Annotated in this window: 16 protein-coding genes and 1 tRNA gene; 6 read left to right on the top strand and 11 right to left on the bottom strand. The window is 29.0% G+C overall.

Annotated features, from left to right (window positions below; translation table 11 throughout):
* Positions 1-6 precede the first annotated feature (6 nt).
* The 3 genes from AAC008_RS09265 to AAC008_RS09255 all read right to left on the bottom strand — a co-directional run bounded on the left by AAC008_RS09265 (position 7) and on the right by AAC008_RS09255 (position 2,042).
* On the bottom strand, positions 7-723 hold the full coding sequence (locus tag AAC008_RS09265) for a tRNA threonylcarbamoyladenosine dehydratase (RefSeq protein WP_339888955.1): 717 nt from the start codon (positions 721-723) through the stop codon (positions 7-9).
* A 72-nt stretch (positions 724-795) separates the two neighbouring features.
* Complete coding sequence (locus tag AAC008_RS09260; protein ID WP_339888954.1) at positions 796-1,446, bottom strand: TatD family hydrolase; 651 nt, start codon at positions 1,444-1,446, stop codon at positions 796-798.
* Positions 1,446-2,042 carry a DUF1684 domain-containing protein gene (locus AAC008_RS09255; protein WP_339888953.1) on the bottom strand — a complete coding sequence of 199 codons (597 nt, stop codon included), beginning with the start codon at positions 2,040-2,042 and terminating at the stop codon, positions 1,446-1,448. Before AAC008_RS09255 ends, AAC008_RS09260 begins: the two co-directional genes overlap by 1 nt.
* 80 nt (positions 2,043-2,122) lie before the next feature.
* Here AAC008_RS09255 and AAC008_RS09250 point away from each other — a divergent pair, with 80 nt between their 5' ends.
* From AAC008_RS09250 to AAC008_RS09235, 4 genes are all read left to right on the top strand, one after another.
* A complete protein-coding gene (locus AAC008_RS09250) occupies positions 2,123-3,361 on the top strand; it encodes an MFS transporter (RefSeq protein ID WP_339888952.1) in 1,239 nt (412 codons plus the stop codon).
* A 69-nt stretch (positions 3,362-3,430) separates the two neighbouring features.
* Entirely contained in the window at positions 3,431-3,787 is a 357-nt protein-coding gene (locus tag AAC008_RS09245) for a BlaI/MecI/CopY family transcriptional regulator (RefSeq protein WP_339836108.1), read from the top strand.
* A 4-nt stretch (positions 3,788-3,791) separates the two neighbouring features.
* Entirely contained in the window at positions 3,792-5,993 is a 2,202-nt protein-coding gene (locus AAC008_RS09240; RefSeq protein WP_339888950.1) for a M56 family metallopeptidase, read from the top strand.
* 91 nt (positions 5,994-6,084) lie between these two features.
* Positions 6,085-6,225, top strand: coding sequence for an SsrA-binding protein (locus AAC008_RS09235; protein WP_339888949.1), 141 nt, complete (start codon positions 6,085-6,087; stop codon positions 6,223-6,225).
* Between the two features lie 90 nt (positions 6,226-6,315).
* On the opposite strand, the gene AAC008_RS09230 is transcribed toward AAC008_RS09235, so the two are convergent.
* Positions 6,316-6,828, bottom strand: coding sequence for an adenine phosphoribosyltransferase (locus AAC008_RS09230; protein ID WP_339889090.1), 513 nt, complete (start codon positions 6,826-6,828; stop codon positions 6,316-6,318).
* Positions 6,829-6,940: 112 nt separating this feature from the next.
* On the opposite strand from AAC008_RS09230, the gene AAC008_RS09225 reads away from it, so the two are divergent.
* A tRNA-Arg gene (locus tag AAC008_RS09225) sits at positions 6,941-7,014 on the top strand.
* Between the two features lie 83 nt (positions 7,015-7,097).
* Here the strand turns inward: AAC008_RS09225 and AAC008_RS09220 are convergent.
* Positions 7,098-7,592, bottom strand: a complete 495-nt coding sequence (locus AAC008_RS09220) for a thermonuclease family protein (protein WP_339888948.1) — start codon at positions 7,590-7,592, stop codon at positions 7,098-7,100.
* A 98-nt stretch (positions 7,593-7,690) separates the two neighbouring features.
* Here AAC008_RS09220 and AAC008_RS09215 point away from each other — a divergent pair, with 98 nt between their 5' ends.
* Complete coding sequence (locus AAC008_RS09215; protein ID WP_339888947.1) at positions 7,691-8,494, top strand: hypothetical protein; 804 nt, start codon at positions 7,691-7,693, stop codon at positions 8,492-8,494.
* Between the two features lie 1,096 nt (positions 8,495-9,590).
* Here AAC008_RS09215 and AAC008_RS09210 read toward each other — a convergent pair.
* The 6 genes from AAC008_RS09210 to AAC008_RS09185 form a co-directional block, all read right to left on the bottom strand.
* The gene (locus tag AAC008_RS09210) at positions 9,591-10,064 is read right to left on the bottom strand and encodes a hypothetical protein (protein ID WP_339888946.1); all 474 of its coding nucleotides are present in this window, start codon (positions 10,062-10,064) and stop codon (positions 9,591-9,593) included.
* 134 nt (positions 10,065-10,198) lie between these two features.
* Entirely contained in the window at positions 10,199-10,738 is a 540-nt protein-coding gene (locus AAC008_RS09205) for a GNAT family N-acetyltransferase (protein ID WP_339888944.1), read from the bottom strand.
* Entirely contained in the window at positions 10,728-10,886 is a 159-nt protein-coding gene (locus AAC008_RS09200; RefSeq protein ID WP_339888943.1) for a hypothetical protein, read from the bottom strand. Before AAC008_RS09200 ends, AAC008_RS09205 begins: the two co-directional genes overlap by 11 nt.
* Before the next feature lie 174 nt (positions 10,887-11,060).
* A complete protein-coding gene (locus tag AAC008_RS09195; protein ID WP_339888942.1) occupies positions 11,061-11,477 on the bottom strand; it encodes a protein-export chaperone SecB in 417 nt (138 codons plus the stop codon).
* Positions 11,477-11,701, bottom strand: coding sequence for a hypothetical protein (locus AAC008_RS09190; protein ID WP_339888941.1), 225 nt, complete (start codon positions 11,699-11,701; stop codon positions 11,477-11,479). The genes AAC008_RS09195 and AAC008_RS09190 overlap by 1 nt, the downstream gene beginning before the upstream one ends.
* Before the next feature lie 4 nt (positions 11,702-11,705).
* Positions 11,706-12,248 (bottom strand): hypothetical protein, encoded by a 543-nt coding sequence (locus AAC008_RS09185; RefSeq protein WP_339888940.1) that lies wholly within the window; start codon positions 12,246-12,248, stop codon positions 11,706-11,708.

The following is a 12,248-nucleotide window of genomic DNA, read 5'->3' as shown; positions in this document are numbered from 1 at the left end:
TTTTTTTTATTTCTCTAACAAATACCTAACAACTGTTTCGGCAGCTTGTAATCCAAACTGAGCTGGCATCCAACTATTAGTTCCGTAAAACGATCTTTTATAATTTTTACCATCTGTCATTTTTAGACTAGAAGGTTCTGGAATTTCTACAGAAAAAACAGCTTTAACACCTTTGTCTATCTTAACCGCTTTTAGCCTTTTTCTAATGTTTTTGGCTAAAGGACAATCTTTAGTATTACTAATATCTCTAACAAAAACTTTACTAGAATCATACTTTCCTCCTGCTCCCATGCAACTTATAACTTTTACTTTTTTTCGTTTAGCAGAAATAATTAAATTCAACTTTGGAGTAACACTATCGATACAATCTAAAACATAGTCATAATCTGTTGTTACAATTTCTGTAGCTCTTTCTGGTGAAAGAAATTCCTCAACTTTAGTTAAATCTAATTCAGGATTAATATCTAATAATCTGCTTGCAACAATATCAACTTTAGTTTTGCCAATGGTTGAATGCAAAGCAGGTAATTGACGGTTTATGTTCGTAATATCAACCGTATCTCCATCAACGATAGTCATTTTTCCTATTCCAGCACGAACTAAAAATTCGGCAGCAAAACTTCCAACACCACCAAGTCCAACTACTAATAAATTTGCGTTTTTTAGTTTATTAATTCCTTCTTCTGTAAAGAGTAATTCTGCTCTTTCTTGCCATTGTGCCATTTTCTGTTTGGTTATAAGTTTATTGAGTTATAAGGTTTAATCTGAACTTGTTTCAGATTCTTTTCAACTTATTTATTTATTCTTGAAAATTTTATCGAAATTTATATTCACAACTTCTTTTAAATCTTCAATTTTTATATTTTTTATGTTTGATGCTTTTTGATATACATCAATAATTGTTTCTTCAATTGTGTCTGTTTCTAGAAAAAAGTTGTCATTTGGAACATATTCAAAAACTTCAGACAATTCAGGATTTCGAAGTAAATATTTTCCAAAAGACAACTGAAAACCATTATCTAAAAGCGATTTAGCCACTTGTTTGTTTTTAGAAAAACCGTGAATAATCATTGGATTTTCAATGTTCATTTCTTTTTTAATTGAAATAACTTCCTGAAAAGAAGCAACACAATGCAAAATTATTGGTTTTGAAATATTTTGAACTAATTCAATCTGACTTTGAAAAACTGTTATTTGTTTTTGAAAAGGAATCTCTATTCGTTTATCCAAACCACATTCACCTAAAGCTAAACATTCATTTAATTGTAGTTTTTCTTCAATTGATTTTAGGTTTGATTTTAATCTATTTTCATCTATATACCAAGGATGAATTCCAATAGAATATTGCGGAATTGCCTCGTCAAATTCCCAAGGATACTGATTTACAATTTCTAAAATTGAGTCGTCTTTGGTGTAAGAATGTGTATGTAAATTGATGAATTCCATTAGTCGTGAAACTTTTTAACTCCAGCTTTTATTTCGATAGCTAATTCATTTTCTAAAGGAACAATCGGACAAGAATATTCAGGGTTATAAGCACAATATGGATTGTAAGCTTTGTTGAAATCAATTATAACTTCTTTAGTTTTTGGAACTTTCATATCTAAAAATCTTCCACCACCATAGGTTTCAACTCCGTTTGTTTCATCTAAAAAAGGTAAAAATAAATAATCTTTAAATCCTTTTCTTTTAGATAAATCTATATTTTTATAAACCGTTAGAACCAATTCTTTTGCATCAATCGTAAAATGTAATTCACCATATTTAATGTACTTTGGTTTTCTTGCAGTTGTTGTTGGCATATCAAAAGGTTTTTGTTTTTTAAGCTTAATAAATTTGGCTTTAACAACATACTTTTCATCAATTGGAAAAAAATCTAAATGTTCAAAATGCAATCTATCTTCATTTGTTAACGGACTATGCAAAGAATCTGCAAAAGAAACATTTAATTCTTCTTGATATTCTTTACTAGTTTGTACTTTTTCTTCTTGAGCAAAAAGATTTAAAGTTAACAACAGGAAAATATAGCTAAGGTTTTTCATTTCAATTTTTTTACAAAAATATATATTTTAAATTACATTCATTTCTTTTAGTCTTTTGTATTTTTGTGCTTTCAAAAGATATGATACAAAAAGCATTCAATAAATACATCGATAACTTCAGAGGATTTACAAGAGAAATTTGGATTTTAACCTTTGTTACCTTCATAAATCGTGCTGGTACAATGGTGCTTCCTTTTTTATCCTTATACTTAAAAGAAGATTTGCACTTTACTTTTAATCAAATTGGATGGGTTTTGGTGAGCTTTGGAGCTGGTTCAATGTTGGGTTCTTGGCTTGGAGGAAAATTATCCGACAAAATAGGATTCTATAAAATAATGATTTTCAGTCTATTTACTAGTGGATTAATGTTTTTTGGCTTGCAGTTTATCACAAGTTATGTTGGTTTATTAATCGCTATGTTTCTAATAATGACAGTTGCTGATATGTTTAGACCAGCTATGTTTGTTTCATTAGGTGCTTACTCAAAACCAGAAAACAGAACTAGATCATTAACCTTAGTAAGATTAGCTATTAATCTAGGATTTGCAGCCGGACCAGCTTTGGGTGGCTTAATCATCCTTTATATTGGCTATAAAGGTTTGTTTTGGGTTGATGGTGCAACTTGTATCTTAGCCATCATTGTTTTTGCTTTAATGGTAAAAGAAAAAGCTAGATCACCATATCAGGATAAAGAACATCCTGGAGAAGTTTTGAGAGCTTCTGTCTTCAAAGATCATATTTTTTGGGTATTTCTTGCAATGTGTTTAATTACAGGAATTTTATTCTTTCAATTATTCACTACTATTCCTATTTATCATAAAGAACAATTTAATTTAACCGAATTACAAACAGGTTTACTCCTTACATTAAATGGTGTTTTAGTTTTCTTTTTAGAAATGCCATTAGTTAATTACATTGAAAAAAATAACATCAACAGATTAAAAATTGTTGTTTTTGGCTGTTTAGCAATGGCTATAAGTTTGTTTTTAATGATGGTCAACTTTTGGGCTGGAATTTTAATTGTAATGATGTTATTTATGACATTTGGAGAAATGTTTGCCTTTCCGTTTGCTAATTCATTTGCCATGAGTCGTGCTCCTAAAGGTCATGAAGGAAGATATATGGCAATTTTTACAATGAGTTATAGTATGGCTCATATTTTAAGTGCCAAAACTGGAATGCAAATAATAGAAAGTTTTGGTTATCAAACTAATTGGTTCTTTATGGGAAGTCTTGGTTTAGTTGGAGTTTTACTAGGTTATTATACTTTGAAAATGGTAAAAGAAGAAAAAGAAATTAAAGTCAAACTTAAAAAATAGTTACTTAACTATAAAAATAGTTGTAAAACTAAAAAAATAGTTATATGTTTGTATGACAAAATTTTAGTTATGCAAAAACTTACCAACAAAGAAGAAGAAATAATGCACATTTTATGGAACCTTAAAAAAGCGTTCGTAAAAGATGTATTAGCCGAAATTGTAGAAGACAAACCTCACTACAATACTTTATCTACAATTATCAGAAATTTAGAGGAAAAAGGATACGTTTCCTACACTGCTTACGGTAACACACATCAATACTACCCTATTGTTTCAATGGAAGCTTATCGAAAAGAATTTATGAATACGGCTATTGAAAATTATTTCAATAATTCGTACAAGAATATGGTTTCCTTTTTTGCGGAAGAACAAAAAATTTCGGCAAAAGAACTTCGTGAAATTTTAGATTTAATCGAAAAAAAATAAGCTTATGGAAGCATTATTCACCTACTTTATAAAAGTTAATGGTTTACTGATAACCTTCTTTTTAGCTTATTATTTTCTATTGCGAAAAGAGACCTTTTTTAATAAGAACAGATGGTTTTTGTTGTTGGGATTATTTGCTTCTGTGCTTTTACCTTTAATCACTTTTACAAAGACAATTTGGGTTGAACCAAGTCCAGTTGTTTATGAAACTTTTTCTAATGACTTTGTTCCCTACATAATTGAAAATAAAATTATTGAAGAACCAATTGACTGGAATTCAATTCTATTTTATGTTTATTTAGGAATTTCAGTAGTGTTTATTGTAAAGATTTTAATCGAAATACTTTCCTTTTTCAGGATTATAAAATTTGGCAAAAGAACTAAAACAAGTGAAGCTATTTTAATTGATAATGAGTCTAATGAAAATCCGTTTTCGTTTTTTAATCACATTGTTTTTAACAGTCAAATGTTTTCTGAAGATGAGTTGCAACACATAATTTCCCATGAAAACATTCACGTTAAAGAAAAACACTCAATTGATGTATTAGTTTCTAAAGTGTTTTGTGCTATAATTTGGGTTAACCCAATTATGTGGTTTTATCAAAAAGAAATGCTTCAAAATCTAGAATATATTGCAGACGCCAAAGCTTCAGTAATAACTCAAGACAAAATAAATTATCAAAAAACCTTATTAAAAGTGGTGACTAATCAACACCAACTCTCAATTACAAATCAATTTTATCAATCATTAATCAAAAAACGAATCGTTATGTTAAACACAAATCAATCCAACCAAAGAAAATCGTGGAAGTATGCTTTAATTCTTCCTGTTTTAAGTGCTTTTATGTTGCTTTTTCAAGTTGAAACTGTGGCACAGGTTAAAGAAAATTTATCCTCTACTAATTCTAAAAACAATTCATCAATAATTACTAAAAACACTTCAGATGAAGAATTAAAAAAATTAGAAAAGACTTACTCTGTTGAAAATCAAAAATTACAAATTACAAATGTTAAAAGAGATAAGAATGGAGAAATTATAGAAATTAAGCTGACCTTAGATTCAGGAAAAACCTATAATAAAGTTTTAGAAAGAAAGTCTTTCGAACCAATTAATGATATAAGAATATTTGTGAATTCAGACGGTAACAATGTTCAAAGCGTCGATTTTAAAGAAATAGATTCAAAAGCAGCTTATGCAGTTGAAACTGAAAATATTTCCGAATACAATTATGTAAGTCTAGATAATTTAAAAAAAGATGGAAAGGAAGTTGTTTTAATTATTAATGGTCAAATTAAAGGTGCTGAAGAAAAGATAAAATTATTAAAAAATGAAAAACTTGGTGAAAGAAAACAAATTTCAGCAACAGAATTTAAAAAAAAATACCATCAAAAAGCTGATAAAAACAAACTGTATTTTGAAGTTAAAACTATGGCTTTAGACTATGAATTTGTTACAACAACTTTTGATGTTTATGATTTAATTGAAACCCGATTTCAAATGAAAAATGAAATTGTAAATGATAATCAAAAAGCACTATACTATTTTAATGATAAAGAAATTACATCAAAAGTAGCAAAAAACATAAAAGGTGAATTAATTACTGAGATAATTCAAATTCTACCAAATACTACGATGGTTGCTGAATATGGTGAAAAAGGTAAGTATGGTGTTGTTAAAATAAATAGTGAAACTAAATCAACACGAAATAAACTTTACATAATTAATGGAAAAGAAGTGCTACAAAGCGAAATTCCAAAGGGAACGACAATTTCATTAGACGGAATGATTAATGATTTAAGCAATGAAGAAGGAATTAAAAAATATGGTCAAAAAGCAAAAGATGGTGTTCTTATTTTTAATGGTAAATCTATTTTTGTTACAGAAGAAGATCAAGTAAAAACAGAAATAGAGAGTGCTAAAAATGAAATTGATATTTCTAAACCAGAAATTGAAAGATCTAGAATTGAAATTGAAAAAGAAAACAGAAAAGTTATTTCTGGTGGAAATTGGAGTGATGTAGAAAAAGAGTTAAAAAAAGAAAGAGAGTTAAAAGCGCAACAAAATTTAAAATTAAGTACTGAAGAGTTAGAAGTACGTCGTGCAAAAAGAGAAAAAATTCTTAATGAAAGAAGAAAGCTAATGGAAGAAAAGAAAAAACAACTAGAAATAAGAAGAAAAGAAATCGAAGAGAAAACAAAAAAATAAAACACAGTAATTGAAAATTCAAACCACAAATACTTCTCAAAAAGGGATTTATTTGTGGTTTTATTTTAGCTATATTTGCCAAAAAAATAAAATGTACAAATTCCTAGCTAAACTTAACAAACTTATCTTACCAAGTCTAACTAAAAGCGGTTTAGATATTACTAAAGCAAAAGGTTGGCAAAAAGCTTTGTTAGCTTATCGCTATTTTATTACTATTAAAAGTTTAAAGTAAGATTTTCGGATTTTCAGATATTGGATTTTCAGAAAATGAAATCTTTCAATAATTTGATCATTCAATCTTAAAATCTTTTAATCTTTTAATCTAATACTTCAAAGCAGCAAAAATTTCATACTCAGAAATCTTTTCTCTTCCATTCAAGAAAGCAATTTCCATTAAGAAATTACATTGCACAATATTTCCACCTAATTGTTCAACTAATTCACAGACCGCTTTTATTGTTCCACCCGTTGCCAAAACATCATCGTGAATTAAAATATTTTCCCCTTTTTCAAAGGCATCTGTGTGCATTTCTAAGACATCAGAACCATATTCCAACTCATATGAAGCCGAAATTGTTTCAAATGGCAATTTTTTTGGTTTACGAACAGGAATAAATCCAACACTTAATCTTTGAGCTAAAAGCATACCAAAAAAGAATCCGCGACTTTCTACACCAACTACTTTATCTATCTTTTTTCCTTCTAATGAACTGACTAACAAATCTAAACAAGCTTGAGTTGCTTCAGCATTTTGTAATAATGGAGTTATATCTTTAAAACCAATTCCAGGTTTTGGAAAATCTTGAATGTCACGTATATAGCTTTCAATATTCATTTTTGTGTATTTTTTTATCATTTCAACTTGCAATTTAGTCATTTATATCTATATTTGCACCCGCAAACAAGTTGAAAAAACACATTTATGTATTTAATTAACCTTGCAAAATGGCCTCGTGGCGCAACTGAATAGCGCATCTCATTACGGCTGAGAAGGTTACTGGTTTGAATCCAGTCGAGGTCACTTTTAAAAAACGCAATCCACTGATATATAAGTGATTGCGTTTTTTTATTTCAATTCTTCCCGATATCTTCCCAACAATCTTTTTAAAATATATTTACCAGAGAGTATAAACCTTTTAAGCTGTTTTTAGCTTGTAAATTCAATGCTTGATATATTGGAAGGTTTTCGCAAAATACTTCATTATATGGCTTTGCATAGCCTTCTTTTATCATAATTTCGTTCAATACTCTACCATCTGACAAAATCAAATAACCTAATTGCCTTCCATATTTATCAACTAAGTTGTTTTTTTCTTGTACTAAAGTACAAATTTCACCTAAAGAAATTTGATCCTTTAAAAAGTTTAAAGACAAATAACCCAATTTAATTAATAAAGCTGCTGGAAGATGTAATTCTTTTTCATCCTTTTTTATTTTATTACAGTAGCTCATTTCAGGTGCATCAATTCCTAAAAATCTAACTTCAATTTCTTTTTTTGTAATAATATCTTTTAAAATAATTCCATCTCCATCAACAAATCTTGTCACTTTAAGTAGATTATTTTGGATTGTCATTTCGTTAGCGTTGTTCTGCATCATTTTACCTTATTTTGCTTTGTCTATTTACTTGATTATCAATTGTTTATGTTGTAAATTTAGACAATAAAAAAGTATTAACCAATTTAATTTTTAAGCTTATGGCTAAACAGAAAGGACATGTAAAATATGTCGGCACATTAGGAGAAGTTCGTCACTTCAAAATTAAAGGTAACAGTGGTTACTTTGCGGGTCTAAAAGGTGGACCAACGGCAGAACAAGTTAAAACTGCACCGGGCTTTATTCGTACACGTGAAAACATGTCGGAGTTTGCAGCTTGTGCAATGGCAGGAAAATCTGTTAGAATTGGTTTGTCTGCAATTACAAAACAAATGACAGACAGTCAATTTACAGGTAGGTTAACTGCTATTATGAAAAAAATAAATATTGAAGATGGTTCTGAAGCTAGAGGGCAAAGAGCTATTTTGGTTTCGCAAGAGCCTCAATATTTAAAAGGTTTGGATTTTAATAAGAACATTTCTTTTAATGGTGTTTTTAGTGCTCCTTTTACTTTAACGCCTAATGTAGACAGAAATGAAAGCGTTTTAAGTATTCCAACATTTAATCCGCTTAATTATTTAAATGTTCCATCTGGTGCAACACATTTTAGAATTATTAATGCTTTATCTGTTATCTCGGATTTTGTATTTAATTCTGCTACTAATGCTTATGAACCAGCTGACCCAACATTGAATGAAGTTTCAAACATTGCTTATTCAACTTACATTCCGATTGATGCAGTAACAACTCCAATTGATGTAACAGCAACTTTACCAAATGCTCCTACTCTAACTGCTAGTACTTCTGTATTGGGTAGTATTGGAATTGAATTTTATCAAGAAGTAAGCGGAAATTACTACTTATTTAATGCTGGTAACGCAATGAAGATTCAAGACGTATTTTAAAAAGTACCATCAGTTTGTAGGTTTGCAAAGTCTGCAATGTTACAAAGTAAAACCCTTTCTAACGAGAGGGTTTTTTATTTTGCACTAATTTACCCATAATGGGGAGTCATATAGGACTTATAGTGCAAATAAGTACGAAACAAGTATGAATCAAGGGGAAGGTTGGAATTGTTTTTTTATCCCTTTGAAGTTGGCAAATAATTACTGAACTCTTTTTTCAGCACTGGTTAATCGGGTGGGGAGGAATTTGAGCTGTTTTTTTTGAAAGTATGCTTACCTATTAATGTCAATCGGAGGGAAATGTTTGTGGCATGCTTTTGAAAAAAATTGCATCCATAGGGGTTTGGGGAAATGGAAGATTGCCCCAACTGAACTTACCTAGTGCGTAGGCAGAAGCTCGGGCAAGGGTGTAACTGTTTATTTGCTGAGTTGTTTGTTGTGATTGCTTTTGTCAAAAGATGATGCCACCCTACTCCATTTATATGCATTACTTTCAATTTTAGTATTTGGTTTGTTTTTAGTTGTATGGCATCGGCTTTTGGTGAAAGCAATGTATTTTATTGTTCTGGCAAATAAATAGTTACACTCTTGCTGGCAATCTTGATTTTGTGGGTGCTTATTACTTCCACTGAAAATGATATTTGATGTTTAGTCATTATGTTGTTTTGAAAATGTAAAAGCACTTACAAAAACAATGAAAATATAATACCTATTTTGGGTGGGAGCGTTGGGGAGCGGCTATTTTACATAGTGCAAATTATGGGGCAAGAAAAACCAAAAAAACAATAACAAAAACTTTCTTGACCTATAATGCTCGATGCATTATGTAAAATAGCTTGGGGTGGTTTTAGCGTTGGGATTAGCTTTTGTTTTTAAGCTTTGGGTGTACAGTGGTTTTTAGTATTGCTACCTATAATTTTGTTTTTTATACTCTACTTTCCTGCAATACTAAAAATGGCTGTACTGAGGGGAAAACAAATGCTAAAAGGATGGGAGAAACCACATTGCGGTGGGGAGCGTTGGATTGGGTGGGTGCAAAAACTCAGCGATAGCGTACCTATTTTTTATTTCATTTAAGAATTAAAAGTGATTTGGTTTATATTTTGAAAATGTTCTTTAAGTGGTTGTCTCTCTTTGAATTTATTGAATTATAGTAAGGTTTACAGTTTAATAATTTATTATTGTTCATTTTAATTATTTTGTCTTCAAATTTGAAGTTTCTTTCAATAAAATGTTTAGGTGTTATTATTTTTAAGTCGATAGCATTTGCAAGAATTTCAATTGTAATTTTATATTTTGTCAAACCTGTTGAATTAATATTTTTTCCAATACTTCTTGATAAATTTGATAAATAACTAATTTCTTCTTTAGAAATAATATTTTCGTTAATTATTAATGGTTTACCAAAAGCATAAAATAAATCTAAATTTGCAAAACATACATCTGTTTCTTCTATTAACCATATTAAATAATGTGTATCTAAAAGAAATATCCATTTAAATGGCTCACCTATTTGTTGGCCAAAATCTATTGAATCATTTGTATCGATTAATTTATATTTGTTTTGCATATTATTCTTGTTTCAACAATAACAAATTTAAATCTTTTTATTATGATATTAACGAAATGAAGCAAACAAAGAATAGATGCTAGGAATACTTGGACTAGGAGCGATTTTTGTGCAGGTGAATGAGGTAATATAAGTTAAGAAATACTTTCGAGGTTAAAATACATTAATCTTGTATCAGATTTTTTATCTTTACTTGACAGGTATTTAAAGCCCATTTTTTCATAGAACTTAAGTGAGTCTCTATAAGCATCCACAGTAATAAATTTACAACCTGTTTTATTTTTATTTGTAAATAATACTTTAGTGTAATTAATTATTTTTCTACCATAACCCCCACCGTTTTGATAATCTACATGAACTGCTAACCTCCCTATTTTAACTGCCGGATAACTTTTATAACTACTTTTTTCCTTCGGTAAAAAAACACCTACCCTTGCAGCAAATTTTTCTATACTACCATCAAGATCAGTATGAGAAATTTTATCATTTAAAAAATTAAAATATGCAATTGTCTTTTCATTATCGTGGATTAAGTAAGTGACAGCTATTAAATCCTTTGTGTAATTAATAGCATCATCAAAAAGAAAGCCGTTCAAATCAGTGTCTCCACAATCGAACGGCAATATATTTGTTTCAGGCTCTAACCTGATTAATTTAATATTATTAGATTCCAAATGAAGCTAAACTCATTAGTAATTCATAATCTTCTTTAATTTCTTCTTTTTCTTCTTCAGATACTTTCTTTACTTCTTTGTTTTCTTTTACAAATGTATCAGCATCTTTACCATAAAGAAAAGGAGTTTCTTTTATTGGTTTTGCCATAATTTCATATTTTTAATTGTTATTGAAAGCTTTTGCAAATATATAAAAAATATAATACGTAAAACATATATTACATACTATGTAAATAAATCATATAATTTCTATGCTAATTTAACGTATTTATTCTCAAAAAGTTACAAATAAATTGTTAATATTTAACATCTAGCTATATATTTATTCAACTATTTCTATATTATTTTTTAATTGTTCACCTACATTTGATAAATTTAAAGTAGGTAAATTTAGAGTTGGCATACCTGACAAAGCAGTTAGACTACTTATGTAAGCTCTAACATAAGGAAATACAATTGCAGGTGCATTAACCACAAATAATGTATCTATATATTTTGTTAGTTCAGCGTTTTCTGGATATGAGAAAATAGCATCTGTAACAATATTTATATTAAAATTATCATCTACATCTTTTACATCTACTGATAATTGTAACTTAAATTGATTTAATGATTTAAACACAAAACCTTTTGGGTTTATGTTGATATCAATTTTAAAGTCCGAAAGTTTGTTAAAGATAATATGACTTTCTCTTACTGCAAAGTTGAGAAATTGTATTTCTGCTATTTCTGTACTCATTATGCTGCTAGATAATTAATAGTTGGTGTAACTTCGTTTTGAATTTTTGAGTTTAATTCAAATTTACCCATCTTATCTATTGACACTGAAAAGTACTCAATTGCATCAGCAAAAGAAGGTCCTTCCAATTCAAGAGCGGTAATTTGACTCCATTCTTGATCGAATTGTTCTTGAGACATGTTTTCAAGAATTTCTTTTAGTTTATTTGCTAATTCAGATTTCATAGTGCTAATATACGTATTTTTCAGGATATATCACTGAAAACGGACGCAAAAGTACGTCTTTCTTTTCAATAACACAAATTTGAACTCGTTGGTTAATAACCATATACTCTTTCTTGTCTCTTTTAAATTGTAATTGCACTATATTGTTTTGCATATCAGCTGCTCTAATGGATTTATATGGAAACAATCCTTTTGATTTCATAAACAATATTACGTTTGGAACAATTGCATCTTTTAAAGATTTAATCTTTTTAGATCTAATCATTACTTCAATAACTTCTTTTAAATCAATTTGATGTTGAACGTTCCCTACTAAATCAAAACAATCATTGGCTAAATTTATTTTACAACGTCCAATTACATATTCTTTTCCATATTTTTTATAAGCATTTTCACCCCAAGCTATAGCCCAATCCATATTAGTGTCCCAAAAATAATAACCAAAGCCTAACCAAGCTCCTGAACGTTTACAGTCAAAAGGACCTTCAGTTTCAATTTGGTCGATATTATCTAAGTCTTCTAAGGTTTGATACGCTTCAACAATCAT

Origin of the sequence: uncultured Flavobacterium sp. (assembly GCF_963975515.1) — a bacterium.
In the GTDB taxonomy this organism is placed as follows: Bacteria; Bacteroidota; Bacteroidia; order Flavobacteriales; family Flavobacteriaceae; genus Flavobacterium.
This window is presented reverse-complemented; position numbering and strand designations above follow the sequence as displayed.